Below are 20,985 nucleotides of genomic sequence, written 5' to 3'. Positions count from 1 at the left end.
CCGGGGGCCCTTCGCGCTAGCGTCCAAACTGCAGATGCGCCAGGCGCGCATACAGTGCATTGCTGGCCACCAGCTCGGCGTGGGTACCCAGTGCCACCAGACATCCCTGGTCAATCACCGCTATGCGATCGGCATTCTGCACCGTGGCCAGACGGTGGGCGATCACCAGCGTCGTGCGGCCCTGCATCAGGGTGGGCATGGCTTGCTGGATGAGGTGCTCGCTCTGCGCATCCAGGGCGCTGGTAGCCTCGTCGAGCAGCAGGATGGGCGCGTCGACCAGCAAGGCGCGGGCAATCGCCAGGCGCTGTCGCTGGCCTCCCGACAGCCCCATGCCGGCGTCGCCGAGGGGTGTCTGGTAGCCTTGGGGCAACTGCAGGATGAAGTCGTGGGCATGGGCGATGCGCGCAGCCGCTTCGACCTGCTCGGCGGTAGCGTCCGCGCGACCGTAGCGGATGTTGTCCTCCACACTGCCGAAGAACAACGCCGGGGTCTGCGATACGATGGCGAAATGTCGACGCAGATCCTGGGGATCCACCTCGCGCAGATCGACCCCGTCGATGAGTAGGCGGCCCTGCTGCGGATCGTAGAAACGCAACAGCAAATCGAACAACGTCGACTTGCCTGCACCGGAAGGCCCGACCAAGGCCAGGGTTTCACCCGGGCGGACCGTCAGGCTCATGCCCTGGATGGCCGGTGCGTCGATACGCGTCGGATAGGCGAAGACCACGTCCTGGAGGGCCAACGCCCCTGTCACCCGCGACGGCAACTGATGCAAACCGGCGGCAGGCGGCTGAATATCGCTGCGTGCCTGCAACAACTCGGCGATGCGCTGGGCGGCACCGGCGGCGCGCTGCAACTCGCCGACCACCTCGCTGAGGGTGCCGAAGGCGCTGCCCACGATCAGGCTGTAGAAAACGAACGCGGCCAGTTCACCCGCTGAAATGCGCCCGCCGATCACGTCCATGCCGCCTACCCACAGCATCACCGCGACGGCGCCCAGTACGAGCACGATCACCAGTGCGATCAGCCAGGCGCGCTGGACGATGCGCTGCCTGGCGGTATCGAAGGCCTGCTCCACGGTGACGGCGAAGCGCCGCTGGTCTTCGGCCTGGTGATTGTAGGCCTGTACCGTCTTGATCTGGGTCAGGGTTTCGGCAACGTAGCTGCCGACGTTGGCGATGCGGTCCTGGCTTTGCCGCGACAGGCGCCGCACCTGGCGTCCGAACATCAGGATCGGCGCCAGCACCAGCGGCAAGGCGACCACCACGATGCTGGTCAGCTTGGGGTTGGTGACGAACAGCAGCACCACCCCGCCGATCACCATCAGCAGGTTGCGCAGAAACATCGACAGCGACGAGCCGATGACCGACTGCAGCAATGCCGTGTCGGTGGTCAGCCGAGACTGGATTTCCGAACTGCGGTTGTTCTCGTAGAACGCCGGGTGCAGATGAACCAGATGGTCGAATACCTGCTTGCGGATGTCGGCGACGCAGCGCTCGCCGATCCACGACACCAAATAGAAGCGCGCGAACGTTCCCGTGGCCAGGGCCAGCACCAGGACCATGAACACGGCGATGGAACGGTTGAGCAGGTGCGCCGACTGGGTCATGAAGCCTTGGTCGACCAGCAGTCGAATGCCCTGCCCCATGGACAAGGTGATACCGGCGGTGACCAGCAGCGCAAGCAGCGCGCCGAATGCCTGCCATCGATAGGGACGCACGAAGCGCCAGGCCAGGCGCAAGCCACGACGTTGACTTGAAGACAATAGCTGCAAGGTAGATGATCCGCATTCGAATGATCTGCAAGCCTACACCCAGACACTCGATCGACTACAGTGGAACTCCATCAAACGGACAAAGTCAGCTAGGAAGCAGCCCCGTAGCAGACGGCGCACACACCTGAAGAGGAGACAGGCCATGAGCTCGCATGACGACACGCAAAAGAGCATCGAAGTGGTACGCGTGCATCCCCACGAGCCCGTCGGTGGCTCGATCATCGATGAACAGGGACGCGAAGTGCCCATTACCGAAGACATGGTGCAGGACGCCTGTCGCGAACTGGAAGAACATGTGGTCAAGCCGGTCGGCAACGACTGATCGACCCACCCGCTTCGCTGCTTTTGAAACCCGGCCCCAGTGGCCGGGTTTCTGCTTTTTGCGCCCTGGTCAACAGCACCCGGCTAGACCAGCACTGCGCCCAGGGCCGTGACGATGCGCTCCAGCGCAGGCGCAGGGCCGTCGATGCGCACCCGCAGACCTTCGATCTCTCGGCGTGGCGGGTAGTGCTTGCGCAACTGGTCGAAGGCCAGCCGTTGCCGGGCGATGTCGACACCCAGGCTTCGGCGCAAGTCGGAATCGTCGCGACGGGGATCGTAGACACCCCGACAGAGCATGGCCAGCGCCCAGGCCGGGTCGGTGTCGGTGCTCAGGCCGACTTCGCGTAGCCAAGGCTTGGGCAAGAGGTCGTCCAAGTGGATCTCGACCCCGCGCCCGAGGAATCCGCACAGCGCCTGGTAGATCTGCGCCGTGCCGCGGCGGCGGCCGTCGAGGCTGTAGCCGGCAATGTGTGGGGTAGCGATGACGCAGCACTCGGCCAGCGCCGGATCGACCGCAGGTTCACGTTCCCAGACGTCGAGCACCGCTTGCAGGTCTTCACGCTCCAGCAGGACCCAGCCCAGCGCGGCATTGTCGATCACCGGGCCTCGCGCGGCATTGATCAGCCAGGTGCCCGGCTTGAGAGCGCGCAGACGCGCATCGTCGAACAGGTGCCAGGTCGGGTGAGGGCCGCTGCGGGTCAACGGCGTGTGCAGGCTGATCACGTCGCAGTATTCAAGGATGTGCTCCAGGCTGACGAAATCGCCGGCTTCTTGCGCCTCGCGCAAGGGGTCGCACACCTGCACGTCCCAGCCCAGGCCGCGCAGCACCTGGACCAGGCGCCCGCCGACCTGGCCGGCCCCGACAATGCCGTAACGCCGCTCGCTCAGGGGCAGCCCTTCGATCTCGGCCAGGGTCAGCAGGCTGCCCAGCACGTAGTCGACCACACCACGGGCATTGCAGCCCGGTGCGCTGGCCCAGCGGATACCGGCTTGGGCGAAGTGCTCGAGGTCCAGATGGTCGGTGCCGATCGTGCAGGTGCCAACGAAGCGCACCTTGCTGCCCTCGAGCAGGGCACGGTCGACCTGAGTCACCGAGCGCACCAGCAGCACATCGGCATCGGCAACCGCCGCCCGATCGATGGACCGGCCAGGGTAGCGGCGGATTTCTCCAAAGCCTTCGAAGAAAGCGTCGAGCAGCGGGATGTTTTCGTCGGCGACTATGAGCATGGGGGTATCCAGAATTATGGAGTGATCGGGGTAGCCTGTTCGCGGGCAGAGACCCGCTCCCACACAAGAGCAAGCGCGGTCCCGGTGGGAGCGGGCCTCTGCCCGCGAAGGCCTCACCGCAGACTTAGATTCAGATAATGCGCTGTTCGCTCAACTCGCGCACGAACGCCGGCGCGATATAACGTTGGTAATGAGCCTCGGACAGAATGAAGAATTCCCGATCGATGGCATCGCGCAGTTGCGGCAGATCCCAATCGCGGAACTCGGGCAGCAGCACCAGCCCATAGGCTTCCAGGTTGTTGATCACACGGGCACCACGGGCGATCAACTGGTAGGCCCAGCAGTATTCCGACTGCCGCTCGACGAAACGGATCTTGCGTTGTTCCAGTTGTTGGCGCAGCTTCAAGGGGTCGAACACTTCCAGCTTGGCCACCATGACCTGCACCAGCAACTGCTCCAGACGGACCCACACCGCGCGTTTCTGCGCCTCGTCATAGCCGTTCCAATGGATGACTTCATGGTGGTAGCGCTTGCAGCCGCGGCACACCAGGTCGCCGTAGACGGTCGAGCACAAGCCCACGCAGGGCGTCTTGATGGAATGGTTGGACATGGTGGATCGGCACGCTGGACGGTGGAACACCGGGCGCATGTTAGTCCTTTGTCTAACAGGGGTCACCCCAGAAAGAGTGGGGCTTAACTTAACTTCCTGCGCAAGATAACGTAGAATCATGCAGCCTTTTTAGGCGCCAATGTCCATTGGAAGCTGTTTTCAAAGCGTCACGAGCACAGTTGATCCAGTAGAAGGGTGTTGGCACCGTTCATCCGGTGCCAGCCCTCATCAGTTTTCCCTTCTACAGGCGTAAAACTTTGAAAACAGCTTCTGTAAGGAATACCTGCCTTCCTGGCTGAACGGCCGAAAAGACCGTGCGCATGGATGCAGGCGTTCCCTGGATGAGCGTCCCTTCCGGGACCACTGATGAGGGTAATAACTGTGCTTGAAGCCTATCGCAAACACATCGAAGAGCGTGCCGCCCAGGGTATCGTGCCCCAGCCGCTTAACGCCGAACAAACCGCAGGCCTGGTCGAGCTGCTGAAGAACCCTCCCGCCGGCGAAGAAGCCTTCCTGGTCGACCTGATCACCAACCGCGTACCGCCAGGGGTGGACGAAGCCGCCTACGTCAAGGCCGGCTTCCTGTCCGCCGTGGCCAAGGGCGAAGCCACCTCGCCGCTGATCGACAGCAAGCGCGCCGTCGAACTGCTCGGCACCATGCAGGGCGGCTACAACATCGCCACCATGGTCGAACTGCTCGACGACGCCACCCTGGCGCCGGTAGCTGCCGAACAGCTCAAGTTCACCCTGCTGATGTTCGACGCCTTCCACGACGTCGCGGAAAAAGCCAAGAACGGCAATGCCCACGCTCAGGGCGTACTGCAATCCTGGGCCGACGGCGAGTGGTTCAAGAAGCGTCCGACCCTGGCCGACAAGATCAGCCTGCGCGTCTTCAAGGTCACCGGCGAAACCAACACCGACGACCTCTCCCCTGCACCCGACGCCTGGTCGCGCCCGGACATCCCGCTGCACGCCCTGGCCATGCTGAAGATGGCCCGCGAAGGCATCGTGCCCGACGTCCAGGGTTCGATCGGCCCGATGAAGCAGATTGCCCAGATGTACGCCGACGGCTACCCCGTCGCCTACGTGGGTGACGTGGTCGGTACCGGTTCGTCGCGTAAATCGGCCACCAACTCGGTGCTGTGGTTCTTCGGTACCGACATCCCGTACGTGCCGAACAAGCGCGCCGGTGGTTTCTGCTTCGGCACCAAGATCGCCCCGATCTTCTACAACACCATGGAAGACGCCGGCGCCCTGCCGATCGAGTTCGACGTGTCGAACATCAACATGGGCGACGTGATCGACCTGTACCCGCACCAGGGCAAGGTCTGCAAGCACGACAGCGACGAAGTGATCACCACCTTCGAGCTCAAGACCCCTGTACTGCTCGACGAAGTCCGCGCTGGCGGCCGCATTCCGCTGATCGTCGGCCGTGGCCTGACCGACAAGGCACGCGCCGAACTGGGCCTGGGCCCGACCGATCTGTTCAAGCTGCCAGAAGCCCCGGTCGATACCGGCAAGGGCTACACCCTGGCGCAGAAGATGGTCGGCAAGGCCTGTGGCCTGCCTGAGAACCAAGGCGTTCGTCCCGGCACCTACTGCGAGCCGAAGATGACCACCGTCGGCTCCCAGGACACCACCGGCCCGATGACCCGCGACGAGCTCAAGGACCTGGCCTGCCTGGGTTTCTCGGCCGACCTGGTCATGCAGTCCTTCTGCCACACCGCGGCCTATCCAAAGCCGATCGACGTGACCACCCACCACACCCTGCCGGATTTCATCCGCACCCGTGGCGGCGTGTCCCTGCGTCCAGGCGACGGCATCATCCACAGCTGGCTGAACCGCATGCTGCTGCCGGACACCGTCGGCACCGGTGGTGACTCGCACACCCGCTTCCCGATCGGCATCTCGTTCCCGGCCGGCTCAGGCCTGGTGGCTTTCGCCGCCGCCACCGGCGTCATGCCGCTGGACATGCCCGAGTCGGTCCTGGTGCGCTTCAAGGGCACCATGCAGCCGGGCATCACCCTGCGCGACCTGGTCCACGCGATTCCGTACTACGCCATCCAGAAAGGCCTGCTGACCGTCGAAAAGAAAGGCAAGATCAACGCCTTCTCGGGTCGCATCCTGGAAATCGAAGGCTTGAACGAGCTGACCGTCGAGCAGGCGTTCGAACTGTCCGACGCCTCGGCCGAACGCTCCGCCGCCGGTTGCACCATCAAGCTGCCGGAAAAGGCCATCGCCGAATACCTGAAGTCCAACATCACCCTGCTGCGCTGGATGATCAGCGAAGGCTACGGCGATGCGCGGACCATGGAACGTCGTGCCCAGGCCATGGAAGCGTGGGTCGCGAACCCGCAACTGCTGAGTGCCGATGCCGACGCCGAATACGCCGAAATCATCGAGATCGACCTGAGCGACCTGAAAGAGCCGGTCCTGTGCGCACCGAACGATCCGGACGATGCACGCCTGCTGTCCACCGTTCAGGGCGAGAAGATCGACGAAGTGTTCATCGGTTCGTGCATGACCAACATCGGTCACTTCCGCGCTGCCGGCAAGTTGCTCGACAAGGTCAAGGGCCAACTGCCGACCCGTCTGTGGCTGTCGCCACCGACCAAGATGGATGCCCATCAGCTGACCGAAGAAGGCTACTACGGCATCTACGGCAAGGCTGGCGCGCGCATGGAGATGCCAGGCTGCTCGCTGTGCATGGGTAACCAGGCACGCGTGGAACCCAACTCCACCGTGGTGTCGACTTCGACTCGTAACTTCCCGAACCGTCTGGGCGACGGTGCCAACGTGTACCTGGCGTCCGCCGAGCTGGCCGCCGTCGCGTCCATCCTGGGCAAGCTGCCAACGGTCGAGGAGTACATGGAGTACGCGGCCAGCATCGACAGCATGGCTGCCGATGTGTACCGCTACCTGAGCTTCGACCAGATCGCCGAGTTCCGCGATGCCGCGGCCAACGCGAACATTCCGGTGGTTCAGGCTTGATGCCTGTTGCATAACGCCTGTTTGTCGATGGAAAAATAAAAGGGTCGCTCTCTCAGGAGAGCGACCCTTTTTTTGTCAGGCGTATCGGTTGGGCAACCCTCAGCCCAACGCGCGTACCGCCGTCAATTCAAATCGCGCAAGGGTTCCCGAGGCTACGTTCAGTCGAGGTACACCCGCCACCCCGGGAATGCTTACAAACCCCGCATGCGGGATTTCAGTCACTGCCATGCGATAGCCGTCCTTGTCGCGCAGCCAAAAACCTTCTTCATCCAGCCCCGTCGCGGTGAAGTCAAACTTCCAGACGTTCTCGACTGTGGCCAGATGATACAGCCCTACGTAGCTGTTCAAGCTCACGCCCAGCGCCGCATCGGCGTAATAGCCAGCCTCCTCCGCTCCGGTAATCGCATAGTGAAAACGATCTTCGGTTTGGCTGAGAAATTGGAACCTGAATGCGACCGAGCGTGACGAATCATGCGTCAGCTCCAACCAACCCGACTTCGCCGCGATGTCGCCTTCGGAAAGCGCGACAAACGGTGGGTAAGTGCCCGCGATGCATTTCAGCTGTGCAATGAATGAAGTGCCCATTAAATTTTTCATAGTGACCTCCCAGGTCGCTTCTTGATCAGGGCGCATGCCCTTCTCTGCATGACCAAGAGGCTATGACGGCGGGAAGTGCACCCTGCGGTAAATAATTACTCCGTCCAAAAAAGGGTGGTGACGTACAGGACTGCACCCTTCAGCTTTGGTAAGGGAGATCGTTGGAACGTTGCGTGAGTGGATGCCGCCCGGTCTGTTCAACCCCGACGCAATGTGGGACGAAATACGCCGACTGGTTCTGCGCCCAAGGCAAGGCGGCGTTCTGAATGAAGACCGACCTGCCGGCCTTGCCTGGTTTGCAGGCTGAACTCAAGCTTGGATCCTGTTCCCCACGCATTCAGCGGGACGATGCCCCAGTCATCCGCTTCGTACTCAGGTGTGTTCAGACTCAACGACCCGTCACCGCTCACGCCCAGCGTGGCGCCGCGCCAACTGCCCTTCAAGGCAGCACGAATGCGGAAGTGGATACGACCCTGCGCCTGCCCTTTGTAGTCGAAAAAAAACACTACGCGTGCTGAGGTTTCGCCAATGACCAGTTGCCCTCTCTGAGTAGGCACCGTGGCGTTTTCAGCAACGCCGACGATACCTGTGTGGCCAGGGGTGATGCATTCGAGTTGTGCGTAGAAGGAACCTGCCGCAAATGTATTCATGCTGACGTCCATATCCTGTCGTTGATGTTGAGCTGAGGTTTTCATCAGGCAGCGCAAAGCGAAACTGCACGGATGACCGATCTCAGTTTGAACAAGCAGGTTCTGGACAGGCACTACAGGGATATGGGCACTGCAGGGATACAGGTATCCCGCATACAGGTACTACGATGACAGCGAATACGGGGTGCAGGCGGAGAATCGACAAACCCATTCGCGGCGCGGCGCGAATGGGTTTGTCTACAAGTTAGAGCTGCGGAGCTCCACCGCTCAGGGCCAGGTCCATCAGTTCACGGTTGGCCACTGCGTACATGGCGTAATCGGTCCCCGTGGCGGCCTTGATCTCATCGAGCATGGCGCGCCAGCGCTTGACCATCACTTCGTGCTGTTCCAACCACAGGTCCAGCCGTTCCTCGACGTCGCCGGGAGCGTCCTGCATCTTCAGCACGGAGATGGTGATCGCCCGCTGCTGCAGGTCGATATCGTCGCGGAACGCCTCGCGGGCCAGTGCTTGCCAGTTGTTTTCCACCGGCAGGCTGCTGATCTGCTGCAGGTACCAGGTCAGGTCCAGCTTGCTGCCCACGGCGAAGAACGCCTTGGCCACTTCGGCGGCGTTCTGACCGGTCACATCCGACGCCTCGATGATCGGCAGCAGCGTGTACAGGTGGCTGGTACCGGCAACCATGCGCGCCAGCAACTCCGGCACGCCCGACTCGACGTAACCCTGGTAGCGGGTCTGCCAGCGCTCGCGGGTCGGCCCTTCGAGCAGTTCGTCCAGCTTGAGGCCCAGCGCCGCGATGTGCGGACCGAAGTGCGCCACGTCGCGACCTGCATCCAGCTCGTTGCGGCGGCTGCGCAGGAACCAGCGGGTGGCGCGACGGCCCAGGCGCATCAGTTCGTCCATCAACGCCAACTGCACATCGGCGGACACCTGATAGTCCAGCGCCTCGATCTGGCGGAACCAGTGCGGCAGGTGGAAGATGTCACGCACGATGACATAGGCCCCGACCACGCTGGCCGGGGTCATGCCGGTTGACTCCTTCAGCCGCTGCACGAAGGTGATGCCCATGTTGTTGACCAGGTCGTTGGCGATCTGGGTGCTGACGATCTCGCGCTTGAGGCGATGGCTGCGCATGGCCTCGGCGTACTTGCTGACCAGCGACGGCGGGAAAGCCGTTTCCATGTCGCGGGTCAGGTAGGCATCGTCGGGAACCGGCGAGGCCAGCAGCGCCTCGTTGAGGTCGATCTTGCTGTAGGAAATCAGTACCGACAGCTCGGCCCGGGTCAGGCCCTGCTTGTTCGCGACACGCTCGTTGAGCTGCTCCTCGGTTGGCAGGAACTCAATGGCCCGATCCAGCTTGCCACGCACTTCCAGGTCGGCCATCAGGCGACGATACTCGGCCAACCGCTCGTAGGCCTTGCGCGCCGCCAGGGACAGCGCCTGGGTCTGCTTGTAGTTGTTGCCGAGCACCAGATGGCCGACTTCCTCGGTCATGCTGCCCAGCAGCAGGTTGCGCTGCTTCTCGGTCATGTCGCCGGCCTGCACGGCTTCGTTGAGCAGGATCTTGATGTTGACCTCGTGGTCGGAGCAATCCACCCCGGCCGCGTTGTCGATGAAGTCGGTGTTGGTCGCACCGCCATTCAAGCCGAACTCGACGCGGCCCAGCTGGGTCATGCCCAGGTTGCCGCCCTCGCCCACCACCTTGCAGCGCAGTTCGTTGCCATTGACGCGCAGTGCGTCGTTGGCCTTGTCGCCGACATCGGCGTGGCTCTCTTCGCTGGACTTGACGTAAGTGCCGATACCACCGTTCCACAGCAGGTCGACCGGTGCCTTGAGCAGCGCATTGAGCAGTTCGGTCGGGGTCAGCTTGTCGGCCTTGATGTCGAAACGCTCTTTCATCTGCGCGCTGATGGCGATGCTCTTGGCGCTGCGCGAGAAGATGCCGCCACCGGCGGACATGATCGAGGTGTCGTAGTCGCTCCACGCCGAGCGCGGCAGGTCGTACAGGCGTTGACGTTCGGCGAAGCTGCTGGCGGGCTCCGGGTTGGGGTCGATGAAGATGTGCAGGTGGTTGAACGCCGCCACCAATTGCAGCTTGTCGGACATCAACAGGCCGTTGCCGAACACGTCGCCAGCCATGTCGCCGATGCCGATGACGGTGATGCTGTCTTTCTGCACGTTGATGCCGCGCTCGCGGAAATGCCGCTGCACGCCGACCCAGGCACCTTTGGCGGTGATGCCCATCTTCTTGTGGTCGTAACCTGCTGAACCCCCCGAGGCAAACGCGTCGCCGAGCCAGAAGCCGTAGTCGATGGCAATGCCGTTGGCGATGTCGGAGAAGGTCGCGGTGCCCTTGTCCGCAGCCACCACCAGGTACGGGTCGTCATCGTCGTGACGCACGACGTTGGCCGGCGGCAGCACGCTGCCATCCTTGAGGTTGTCGGTGATGTCGAGCAACCCGGAAATGAAGATGCGGTAGCAGGCCACGGCCTCGTTCTGCACCTCGTCGCGGCTGCCGCCCAGGGGCAGGCGGCGCGGGACGAAACCGCCCTTGGCGCCCACCGGCACGATCACCGAGTTCTTCACGTGCTGCGCCTTGACCAGGCCAAGCACTTCGGTGCGGAAGTCTTCCTCACGGTCCGACCAGCGCAGGCCACCGCGGGCAACGTTGCCGAAACGCAGGTGAACGCCCTCGACCCGTGGCGAGTAGACGAAGATCTCGAACTTGGGCACCGGCTTGGGCAGTTCGGGGATCAGCTTGGGGTTGAACTTGAAGCTGAAATACGACTTGACCTGGCCGTTGGCGTCCGGCTGGTAGAAGTTGGTACGCAGGGTGGCCTTGATCAGGTCCAGGTAGCGACGCAGGATGCGGTCTTCGTTGAGCACCTGGACGTCGTCCAGGGCCGTGAGGATCGCCTGCTCCAGACGTTGCTGCTTGTCGTCCAGGTCGTCGCCGGCCAGCTTGCGCGCCAGGTAGAAGCGGGTCTTGAACAACCGCGTCAGTTCGCGGGCGATATCGGTGTGGTTGTTCAAAGTGCTGGCGATGTAGCCCAGGTCGAAGCCCAGACGGATCTGTTTGAGATAGCGCGCGTAGGCACGCAGCAGGGCCACATCGCGCCATGGCAGGCCTGCAGTGAGCACCAGGCGGTTGAACGCATCGTTCTCGGCATCGCCGCGTACGATGTGCACGAAGGCATCCTGCAGGGTGTCGTTGAGCTGCTGGATGTCCAGGTTCAGCCCTTCGCTGTAGGTGAAGGCGAAGTCGTGGATCCAGTACTCGCGGCCGCTGCGGTGACGCAGGCGGTACGGGAACTCACCCAGCACGCGCAGGCCCAGGTTCTCCAGGATCGGCAGCACGTCCGACAGCGCCAGCGGCGTGTCGGCGTGGTACAGCTTGCAGTGCAGCTGGCGTTCACCGCTCTGCGCCAGGGGCTGATAGAAGCTCATCACCAGCGGGCGCGCTTCGGAGAGGGCCAGCAGGTGTTGCATGTCGACCACCGCCGAGTGCGCCGCGAAGCGCTCGCGGAAACCGGCCGGGAAGCCTTTCGGGAAGTCGGCCAGCACGTTGGTACCGGCGGCCTCGCCGAAGCTTTCGATGGTCAGGCTGGCGTAGTCGTCCTGCCACGAGCGGCAGGCCTGGATCACTTCGTTTTCCAGCTGCTGCGGGTCGATGTCGATGCGGTTCTTCGGATCGACACGCAGGATCAACTGCACGCGGGCCAGCACCGACTCGGAGAAGAACGTCCAGAACTCGCAGTCCGTGGCCTTGAGGCGCTCCATGAGCACCTGCTGGATCTTCTGCCGCACCTCGGTGGAATAGACGTCGCGGGGGACATAGGCCAGGCAGTAGCAGAAACGGCCGTAAGGGTCCTTGCGCAGGAACACGCGGATCTTATTGCGCTCCTGGATCTGCACAATCGACATGACCGTGCTGAACAGTTCGTCGATCGGGGTCTGGAACAGGTCGTCGCGCGGCAGCACTTCGACCACCTGGGCCAGTTCCTTGCCCAGGTGTGCCTTGGCGTGGAAACCGGAGCGGCGTTCGATCTCGGCGACCTTGCGGCGGATGTAGGGAATCTCGCGCACGCTCTCGCCATACACCGACGAAGTGTACAGGCCCATGAAGCGGCATTCTTTCAGCACCTTGCCGTCGGCATCGATCTGACGGATCGAGACGTAGTCAGGATAGGCCGGACGGTGCACGCGGCTGGGGTGCGCGGCCTTGGCGAACGACAGCAGCATCGGTTCGTGCAGGTACTGCACAGCGTAGTCTTCGATGTGCAGGTCTTCGCTGCTCAGGCCGGCGCGCAACAGCCGGGTCAGGCCCAGGAAGGACTGTGGGTCGTAGCTGAGCTGGCCACCCTGCGCATCGGCGTCGACCACGAATTCCTCGTAGCCAAGGAAGGTGAAGTGGTTGTCCGTGAGCCATTCGAGGAAGGCCTTGATCTCGGCCTTTTCCTGCTCGTCGCTGGCGAACGCGGTCTGCTCTACCAGCGTGATCAATTCGCGGACCTTGGCCTTCATCGGTTCGAAGTCCTGCACCGCGATGCGCACCTCGCCCAGCACCTGCTCCAGCTCGCGGGCGAGCACATTGAGTTCGGCGGCGTTGGCGCAGCGGTCGATTTCCAGGTACATCAGCGATTCATGCAGGACGTCTTCGCCCTGGGCACCCTTGGCCAGCACTTCGAGCAGCTCGCCCTGGCTGCCGCGGCGTACGCTGAGCACGGTGGTCTGCAAGGTATGGATGCTGTAGCCGCGGCGGTTGAGCTCGGTGCGCACCGAATCCACCAGGAACGGCAGGTCGTGGTGCAGCACCTCGACGGCGGTGTGGGTGGACTGCCAGCCGTGACGTTCGTAATCGGGGTTGTAGACCCGCACCTGCGGCTTGGCATGATCGAAACGCTGCAGCAGGCGCCACGCCGACAGGGTGCAGCCGGCCAGGTCGCTGAGGCGGCGCTGGGTGAGTTCGTCCAGAGAGATGATGCCGAAGAACTGATCGGCGAACAGCGCCACTTGTGGCAGTTGCTGCTCGCTGATGTGCTGAGCCAGGGCCGATTGCAGTTGATGCTGGAAGTCGGCTTTGCTGGCTGCGGTGAAGAACGCCATCTGTGGTACTCCGCTTGGGCTTTGTTATTGGGTGAAGCGTCGCAGGTCACCCCGGTTCGGATCAACCATAGCCAATCCGGCGCTGCAGGGCGACATTCAAGAGGTCCAACGACCTAGCTTACCCAGAGCCCGGCATGCACTCTTGCGGTGCGGCGACATATTCGGTCATGCAGGAGTTGTCGTATGAGCGCACTGGCACGGGCGTTCCAGCGCATCGAGGCATTACTGGCTATAATCGCGCCATTTTCCTACAACAGGAGTTCCTCCATGCGCATGACCGCCTCCCTGCTGATGGCCAACCCCCGCGATGAAGAAGAAGACGACATGGCCCTGCTGTGCTGCCACGGCACCGCAGGCGAGATGTTTCTGATGACGCGCTTTCCGGACGAAGAAGAGCTGGAAATCACCCTCGGCGAAGAGCCGTATCTGCTGCGTGACCTCAAGGTGACCCTGAGTGCCAAACGCCTGCTGGTGGAAGTGGCCGCTAGGGATGCGGATGTATTCGGTGGGGATGATGTGCTTGAAATCGAACATGCCAGCGATGGGGCCGATCGGGCGGAAATCGAAGAGACGTTGAGGATTTTGTTGGCCGGTGTCGGGACATTGGAAATCAACTGACCTCACTATCCGCCGCTCTGTATATGTGTGGGAGCGGCCAGTGGCCGCGAAATGGCCGGCAGACCCAACCGATCTTTCTGGCCGTGCAAGCTTCTTCGCGGCCACTGACCGCTCCTACGGGATACGGAGGTGCCCGGTCGAACACACCGATTCCTCTCCTACCCCCCAATGCATTAAAGTAGCTGCCCCCGGCCAAGACGCCCTCACCCGCGTACTCGGTCCCTTCTTCAGGAACCGTCAACGATGGAACATCGTGAAGCGCTGATCGCGCTGCGAACCTTTCTTTCCACGCAGATCCTCGGTCAGGAGAAGCTGGTCGAGCGCCTGCTGATCGTGCTGCTGGCAGACGGTCACATGCTGGTCGAGGGCGCGCCGGGGCTGGCCAAGACCAAAGCGATCAAGGAACTGGCCGAAGGCGTCGAGGCGCAGTTCCACCGCATTCAGTTCACCCCCGACCTGTTGCCCGCCGACATCACCGGCACCGAGATCTATCGGCCCGAAACCGGCAGCTTCGTGTTCCAGCAGGGGCCGATCTTCCACAACCTGGTGCTGGCCGACGAGATCAACCGGGCGCCGGCCAAGGTGCAGTCGGCGCTGCTCGAGGCCATGGCCGAGCGTCAGGTCAGTGTCGGTCGCAGCACCTACGACCTGTCGCCGTTGTTCCTGGTCATGGCCACGCAGAACCCGATCGAGCAGGAGGGCACCTATCCCCTGCCCGAGGCGCAACTCGATCGCTTCCTGATGCACGTCAAGATCGGCTTTCCGGATGCAGCCGTGGAGCGGCGCATTCTGCAGCAGGCCCGCGGCGAGGCGCTCAATGGCGAAACCAAGCCGGAGCGGCGTGTCAGCCAGCAGGCCATTTTCGCCGCGCGCAAGGAAATCCTCGGGCTGTACATGGCCGACGCCGTGGAGGAATACCTGGTGCAGTTGGTCATGGCCACACGCACCCCGAGCAAATTCGACGCCGAGCTTGGCGAGTGGCTGGCCTACGGCGCCAGCCCGCGCGGTTCCATTTCGCTGGATCGTTGCGCGCGGGCCCACGCCTGGCTTGCAGGACGTGACTTCGTTAGCCCGGAAGACATCCAGGCGGTGCTATTCGACGTCCTGCGCCATCGCATCATCCTCTCGTTCGAGGCCGAAGCCGCCGGGGTCGATCAGGATCGAGTGATCCAGCGCATCCTCGACGTCGTGGCCGTCGCCTAGCCCCATGAGCCAGGAGCCGCCGCCAGAGCCTGGCATTCGCATCAGCCTGGCCGAGCTGATCGAGATGCGCCATCGAGTGCGCGAAGTGCAGCTGTTCTCCACCCCGGCCCAGCGCAGCCCCTTGATCGGCCTGCACCATTCCAAGCTGCGTGGACGCGGTGTGGATTTCGACCAGGTGCGGGTGTACCAGGCCGGCGACGATGTGCGCAGCATCGACTGGCGCGTCACCGCACGCACCCAGGAACCGCACACCAAGCTGTTCCACGAAGAGCGCGAGCGGCCGATCTTCATTCTGGTCGAGCAGAGCCGGCGGTTGTTCTTCGGTTCCGGCCAGATGTTCAAGTCGGTGCTCGCCGCGCAGGCAGCCGCGTTGATCGGCTGGGCGGCGCTGGGGCACAACGACCGGGTCGGCGGGCTGGTATTCGGCGATGGCGAGCACTACGAGATCAAGCCGCGGCGCAGCAAGCAGAGCCTGTTGCAGTTGCTCAACCGCCTGGTGCGGGTGAATCAGTCGTTGCACACCGAAGCACTGCCGGAAAACGATGCCCTGGGCATGGCCCTGCGCCGGGCGCGCGAGGTGCTGCGCCCTGGCAGCCTGGCCATCGTCATCTGCGACGAGCGTGCGCTGACCGACGGCGCCGAACAGCAGTTGAGCCTGCTGTCGCGTCACTGCGACCTGCTGTTGCTGCCGGTTTCCGACCCACTCGACCACGCCCTGCCCGCTGCTGGGCTGTTGCGTTTCGCCCAACGCGGCCGGCAGATGGAAATCGATACCCTGAATCCGGAGATGCGCCTGGCCTACCGTGCGCTGAGCGAGGCGCGCATTGCCCGCTGGGAGCGCCTGGCACAAAAGCTGCGCGTCTTGATGATGCCCCTGAGTACGCAGAGCGAAATGATCGAGCAGTTGCGTGAGTACCTCAATCCGCAGCGTCCGGGCACACCCAAATGAGCACACTGGAGCAGTTGCGGCCCCTGATCGCGCCGCCGCCCATCGGCCTCTGGCCGCCCGCCCCCGGCTGGTGGCTGCTCGCGTTCGTGCTACCGGCGCTGGGCTGGGCTGCCTGGCGCTGGCGCCACCGCTGGCGCCGCACGACCAAACCTCCGGTAGCCGAAGAGCAGCCTCTGGATCCGGTGCGTCAAGGTGCGCTGGAAGAGCTGGCGCGCCTGCCCAGACCTTACGACGGCGCGCCCGCCGGGGCCTGGCTGCAGCAGATCAACGGCCTGCTCAAGCGCCTGTGCCGCAACCATTACCCCAACGCCAACAGCCATGTGCTCAATGGCCGCCAGTGGCTGGCGTTTCTCGACAACCGCTGTCCGGCCGCCGGCCTGACCCGCTGGATGGTGCTGGTGGAAGGGGTCTACAAGCCTGAATGCAGGCTCGACGACAAGGCCATCGCCGGCCTGCAGCAGTCGGTTGAAACCTGGATACGCAAGCATGTTTGAATTTGCCTGGCTGTGGGTCTTCGCCTTGCTGCCCCTGCCGTGGTTGCTGCGCGTGTTGCTGCCGGCGGCCGACAGCGGCGAGGCGGCGCTCAAGGTCAGTTTTCTCGACGAACTCGAAGGACTGGCCGGGCGTCGGGCCCGGATCAGCCTGCCCACCTGGCAACAGCAGGCGCCCTATGTGCTGCTGTGGCTGCTGTTGCTGATCGCTGCGGCACGCCCGCAGTGGCTGGGTGACCCCTTGCCCATCGCCGCCAGCGGGCGCGACCTGCTGGTGGCCGTGGATGTGTCCGGTTCCATGGACTACCCCGACATGCGTTGGCAGAACGAGGACATCAGCCGGCTGGAGCTGGTCCAGCGCCTGCTTGGCGACTTTCTCGAACACCGCCAGGGCGACCGGGTCGGTCTCATCCTGTTCGGCAGCAAGGCCTATGTCCAGGCGCCGCTGACCTTCGACCGACGCACCGTACGCACCTGGCTGGACGAAGCGCGGATCGGCATCGCCGGCAAGAACACCGCGATCGGCGACGCGATCGGCCTGGCGCTCAAGCGTCTGCGCCTGCGTCCGGCGCAGAGTCGGGTGTTGATTCTGGTCACCGACGGGGCCAACAACGGTGGCCAGATTCACCCCCTCACGGCTGCACGCCTGGCAGCCCAGGAGCATGTGCGCATCCATACCATCGGCATCGGCGCCGACCCCAGTGCCAATGGTGCCTTGGGCATGCTGGGACTCAACCCCAGCCTGGATCTGGACGAGCCAAGTCTGCGCGAGATTGCCCAGATCACCGGCGGGCAGTACTTCCGCGCCCGCGACGGCGATCAACTGCAAGCCATCGGTGCCAGCCTGGATACCCTGGAGCCGGTCGATCAGCAGCCCACCCAGGCGCGACCGGCACAGGCGCTGTACATCTGGCCGCTGAGCGCAGCGTTGCTGCTCAGTGTGTTGCTGGTGGTGCGCGAGAACTGGCCGAACAACCCCGTGCAACTGTTCCTGCGCAAGCGCCGATTCCTGCCGACCGCCCCGCAATGGCGCGAACGCCTGGAACGGCTGCAACTGCGGAGGCGCAAATGATCGAGGCATGGCCGCATTGGTTCCGGCCCTGGTGGCTGCTGGCCTGGCCGGCGCTGGGCTGGTTGCTCTGGCAACTGTGGCACCGGCAAAAACGCGCCGGGCGCTGGCAGCTGCTGCTGCCCCGCCATTTTCACGCCGTGCTGCTGGGCGGTGGCAGCGGTCGCCAGAGCAAGGCGCCCTGGATTGTGCTGGGTATGGCCTGGTTGCTGACCGGCGTCGCCTTGCTGGGTCCTAGCTGGCAGCGCATCGAACAGCCTGGCCGAACCGTCGTCGACCCGCTGGTGGTGGTGCTCGCCCTGAGCCCCGACATGCTCGCCACCGACGTGGCGCCCAATCGCCTGGAGCAGGCCCGACGCAAACTGCTGGACTTGCTCAACGCACGCCGCGATGCGCAGACGGCCTTCATCGTCTATGCCGGCAGCGCGCACGTGCTGGTGCCGCTGTCCGACGACCTGGGGACCAGCCGCAACCTGCTGGAGGCACTCAAGCCCTCGATCATGCCGGTTGAAGGCCAACGCGCCGACCTCGGCGTACAGCGTGCGTTGGACTTGCTCGACCAGGCCGAACAAGGTCAGGGCCGCATTCTGCTGCTGGCTTCACAGTTATCGGACACAGAGCGTCGAGGGATTGCCCAGCGTCTGGACAACCATTCACCACAGCTGTTGATCCTGGGTATCGGCACCCGCGACGGTGCGCCGGTGAAGCAGGAAAACGGTGATTTCCTCAGGGACGAGCAAGGTGCCATCCGCCTGCCTCGCCTGGACAGTGCCGGGCTGCGCAGCTTCGCCGGCGATGTCGGCGGTCTGTACCGGCAGGCGCGTTCGGATGACCTGGACTTGCGCAACCTCGGATTGCTCGATCGGCCCACCGTATTGCGCGGCAACGGCAAGACCCAACAGCTGGACAGCTGGGCCGACCAGGGTCATTGGTTATTGCTCCCCCTGCTGTTGCTTGCAGCCCTCGCCGGCCGCCGCGGCTGGCTGTTCTGCCTGCCCTTGTGCCTGTTGATCGCGCCACAGCCCGGGTATGCCTTCGACTTTCAGGACCTTTGGCTGCGCCGCGATCAGCAAGGACAAGCCCTGCTAGAGCAGCAGCGTCCGGCCCAGGCTGCGCGACGCTTTGCCGATGCCCAGTGGCAGGGCATGGCGCTCTACGAGGCGGGCGACTACGCCGCAGCCGCCGAGCGCTTCGCCCAGGGCGACAGTGCCCGTGATCACTACAACCGGGGCAACGCCCTGGCGCGCAGCGGCGAACTGGACGCCGCCCTGGACGCCTACGACCAGGCGCTGGAACGTCAACCCGACCTGCGCCCGGCGCTGGAAAACCGTGCGCTGGTGGAACAACTGCTGCGCCAGGCGCCTGCCGAACCCGACTCGGCCTCCGATCAGGCCCACAAACCACAGGCACCGGGCGCCACCGTGCCTGACGATCAGGATCCACATTCATCCGCATCGGCCGACAATGGCGCGCAGGACAACGATGCGCCAGGCGCTCAGGAAAGCCCTTCTGGACAAGCAGGCGGAGACCGGATTGAGGCACAATCCTCGACACCACCCCAGCCGCCAAGCGACGACGCCACCACCCGGCCGCCGCCCCGGCCGACCCAGACCAGCCTGGATGCCGAACAGCGCCAAGCGTTGGAGCAATGGTTGCAGCAGATCCCGGACGACCCGGCGGAATTGCTGCGGCGCAAATTCTGGTACGAACAGCAACAGCATCAGGACACGATTCGATGAGTCGCCTCAGCGCCCTCTGCATCACTGCAACCCTGGCCATGCTCGCCCAGTGGGCGCAGGCCGCAACGTTGGTGGCCAGCGTCGATCGCTCGCGGCTCAATTCGGGTGAAACGGTCGAACTGACCCTGGAAACCAACGATGTCACGCAGTTCGGCAAGCCTGACCTGACCCCGCTCGAGGGCTCGTTCGAGGTGCGCGATACACGCCAGGTCAACCGCCTCACCAGCCTGGATGGCGACCGTCAGGCCACGACCCGCTGGATCATTACCCTGCTGCCGCGCCAGACCGGCAGCGTGACCATCGCTGCCCTGCAACTAGGCGAACTGCGCAGCCAGCCGATCGTCCTGCAAATTCTGCACAGCGACCTGCCGCTGCGGGCGAACATGGCGCCGGTGTTCATCGATGCCAGCCTGGATAGCGACAATGTCTATGTGCAGGCGCAAGCGGTATTGACCTTGCGCATCTATCATTCGGTGCCGCTGTACGACGACAGCAGCCTGACGCCACTGCAGCTGGCCGATGCGCGCATCGAACCACTGGGCGGTTCGCGCACGTTCGAGAAGATCATCAACGGTGTCCGCCACGGTGTCATCGAGATGCGCTATGCCCTCTATCCGCAACGCAGTGGCGAACTGTCGATTCCTGCCTTGGCCTTCACCGCCACCACAGTCGAGCCCGCCGCACCGGGCGAGAGCGGCAGCAGTTCGCCACGACCGGGCAAGCTGACCCGGGTGACGTCTGCACCGATGTCGTTGACGGTCAGGGGCGTGCCAGCGGCCTACCCCGCCGACACGCCGTGGCTGCCAGCACGCAGCCTGAGCCTGAGCGAAAGCTGGAACCCCGACCCGCCCAGCAGCCAGGTTGGCGATTCCCTCACTCGGACATTGGAAGTGAAGGCCGAAGGCCTGTCCAGTGCTCAGCTGCCCGCGCTGCCGGGTACCCTGGTGGACGGCTTGCGCCGCTACCCGGACCAGCCCCAGTTGAGCAACCAGACTAGCGACCGAGGCCTGATCGGCAGCCGCCAGGAGCGCGAGGCACTGGTGCCGGCGCGCAGTGGCACGCTGCAGCTGCCCAGCGTCGAGGTGGTCTGGTGGAACACCCATGAAGACCATCTGGAGCGTACCGGCCTGCCGGCGCGCAGTTTGGACGTCGCCGGGAACGCCGGACTGATGGTCGATACACCGGTTGGCGCCGCGGGTACCGAACCGGATGTCGCCTGGCCCTGGAAACTGGTCAGTGTGATCTTGTTGTTCACCACGATGATCGGTTTTGCCCTGTGGTGGCGGGCCCGGGGACAGCCGGCAGTGCTGCGCGCGGCACAAACCGGGCCGAGCCCACGTACCTTGCTCGATGACCTCAAGCGCGCGTGCCAGGCCAATGACCCCCAGGCCACCCGCCAGGCCCTGGACGCCTGGGCCCGCCAGCAACCCGAGACACTGGCCGATATGGCGGCGCGCTTCGTGCCGTTGTCCGACGCCCTGGATGGGCTCAATGGAGCGCTCTACAGTGAAAGCGGCCAGTATTGGCAAGGCGAGGAACTGTGGCGCGCGATCGGCAGTATCCTGCGCAGCGGCCCGGCCCTGGATCCGGCAGCTGAAAACGCCGGGTTGCCGCCGCTGTATCCCAAATAATCCCCACGGGG

The 20,985-nt window shown here is 63.9% G+C and carries 15 protein-coding genes; 9 read left to right on the top strand and 6 right to left on the bottom strand.

Translation table 11 applies throughout. The features are described 5' to 3' along the window. Nucleotides 1-16 precede the first annotated feature (16 nt). On the bottom strand, nucleotides 17-1,774 hold the full coding sequence (locus LT40_RS06050; protein ID WP_043187675.1) for an ABC transporter ATP-binding protein/permease: 1,758 nt from the start codon (nucleotides 1,772-1,774) through the stop codon (nucleotides 17-19). A 142-nt stretch (nucleotides 1,775-1,916) separates the two neighbouring features. Between LT40_RS06050 and LT40_RS06045 the strand changes: the two genes are divergently transcribed. Then, nucleotides 1,917-2,096: a PA1571 family protein gene (locus LT40_RS06045; protein WP_043187671.1), complete on the top strand. Its 180-nt coding sequence runs from the start codon at nucleotides 1,917-1,919 to the stop codon at nucleotides 2,094-2,096. 83 nt (nucleotides 2,097-2,179) lie between these two features. Here the strand turns inward: LT40_RS06045 and pdxB are convergent, their stop codons facing one another. Together pdxB and LT40_RS06035 are read right to left on the bottom strand one after the other, a co-directional pair. Then, complete coding sequence (gene pdxB, locus LT40_RS06040; protein WP_043187668.1) at nucleotides 2,180-3,322, bottom strand: 4-phosphoerythronate dehydrogenase PdxB; 1,143 nt, start codon at nucleotides 3,320-3,322, stop codon at nucleotides 2,180-2,182. Nucleotides 3,323-3,452: 130 nt separating this feature from the next. Then, nucleotides 3,453-3,932, bottom strand: a complete 480-nt coding sequence (locus LT40_RS06035) for a DUF1289 domain-containing protein (RefSeq protein ID WP_043193342.1) — start codon at nucleotides 3,930-3,932, stop codon at nucleotides 3,453-3,455. Between the two features lie 381 nt (nucleotides 3,933-4,313). Between LT40_RS06035 and acnB the strand changes: the two genes are divergently transcribed. Next, the gene (gene acnB, locus LT40_RS06030; protein WP_043187663.1) at nucleotides 4,314-6,923 is read left to right on the top strand and encodes a bifunctional aconitate hydratase 2/2-methylisocitrate dehydratase; all 2,610 of its coding nucleotides are present in this window, start codon (nucleotides 4,314-4,316) and stop codon (nucleotides 6,921-6,923) included. Between the two features lie 99 nt (nucleotides 6,924-7,022). On the opposite strand, the gene LT40_RS06025 is transcribed toward acnB, so the two are convergent. From LT40_RS06025 to LT40_RS06015, 3 genes are all read right to left on the bottom strand, one after another. Then, nucleotides 7,023-7,556 carry a hypothetical protein gene (locus LT40_RS06025; RefSeq protein ID WP_043187659.1) on the bottom strand — a complete coding sequence of 178 codons (534 nt, stop codon included), beginning with the start codon at nucleotides 7,554-7,556 and terminating at the stop codon, nucleotides 7,023-7,025. 161 nt (nucleotides 7,557-7,717) lie between these two features. Then, nucleotides 7,718-8,170 (bottom strand): hypothetical protein, encoded by a 453-nt coding sequence (locus LT40_RS06020; RefSeq protein WP_148308518.1) that lies wholly within the window; start codon nucleotides 8,168-8,170, stop codon nucleotides 7,718-7,720. Nucleotides 8,171-8,414: 244 nt separating this feature from the next. Beyond that, entirely contained in the window at nucleotides 8,415-13,274 is a 4,860-nt protein-coding gene (locus LT40_RS06015) for an NAD-glutamate dehydrogenase (protein ID WP_043187653.1), read from the bottom strand. Between the two features lie 267 nt (nucleotides 13,275-13,541). Here LT40_RS06015 and LT40_RS06010 point away from each other — a divergent pair, with 267 nt between their 5' ends. The 7 genes from LT40_RS06010 to LT40_RS05980 all read left to right on the top strand — a co-directional run bounded on the left by LT40_RS06010 (nucleotide 13,542) and on the right by LT40_RS05980 (nucleotide 20,974). Beyond that, nucleotides 13,542-13,892 carry a hypothetical protein gene (locus LT40_RS06010; RefSeq protein WP_043187649.1) on the top strand — a complete coding sequence of 117 codons (351 nt, stop codon included), beginning with the start codon at nucleotides 13,542-13,544 and terminating at the stop codon, nucleotides 13,890-13,892. Nucleotides 13,893-14,135: 243 nt separating this feature from the next. Continuing rightward, on the top strand, nucleotides 14,136-15,095 hold the full coding sequence (locus LT40_RS06005; RefSeq protein WP_043187645.1) for an AAA family ATPase: 960 nt from the start codon (nucleotides 14,136-14,138) through the stop codon (nucleotides 15,093-15,095). A gap of 4 nt (nucleotides 15,096-15,099) precedes the next feature. Further along, complete coding sequence (locus LT40_RS06000) at nucleotides 15,100-16,044, top strand: DUF58 domain-containing protein (RefSeq protein ID WP_043187642.1); 945 nt, start codon at nucleotides 15,100-15,102, stop codon at nucleotides 16,042-16,044. Further along, nucleotides 16,041-16,538, top strand: a complete 498-nt coding sequence (locus LT40_RS05995) for a DUF4381 domain-containing protein (protein WP_043187636.1) — start codon at nucleotides 16,041-16,043, stop codon at nucleotides 16,536-16,538. Before LT40_RS06000 ends, LT40_RS05995 begins: the two co-directional genes overlap by 4 nt. Then, on the top strand, nucleotides 16,531-17,607 hold the full coding sequence (locus tag LT40_RS05990) for a vWA domain-containing protein (protein WP_043187634.1): 1,077 nt from the start codon (nucleotides 16,531-16,533) through the stop codon (nucleotides 17,605-17,607). Before LT40_RS05995 ends, LT40_RS05990 begins: the two co-directional genes overlap by 8 nt. Then, the gene (locus LT40_RS05985) at nucleotides 17,604-19,343 is read left to right on the top strand and encodes a VWA domain-containing protein (RefSeq protein WP_043187630.1); all 1,740 of its coding nucleotides are present in this window, start codon (nucleotides 17,604-17,606) and stop codon (nucleotides 19,341-19,343) included. Before LT40_RS05990 ends, LT40_RS05985 begins: the two co-directional genes overlap by 4 nt. Then, the gene (locus tag LT40_RS05980) at nucleotides 19,340-20,974 is read left to right on the top strand and encodes a BatD family protein (protein WP_043187628.1); all 1,635 of its coding nucleotides are present in this window, start codon (nucleotides 19,340-19,342) and stop codon (nucleotides 20,972-20,974) included. The genes LT40_RS05985 and LT40_RS05980 overlap by 4 nt, the downstream gene beginning before the upstream one ends. Nucleotides 20,975-20,985: the final 11 nt, after the last annotated feature.

Source organism: Pseudomonas rhizosphaerae, from assembly GCF_000761155.1.
Taxonomy (GTDB): Bacteria; Pseudomonadota; Gammaproteobacteria; order Pseudomonadales; family Pseudomonadaceae; genus Aquipseudomonas; species Aquipseudomonas rhizosphaerae.
This window is presented reverse-complemented; position numbering and strand designations above follow the sequence as displayed.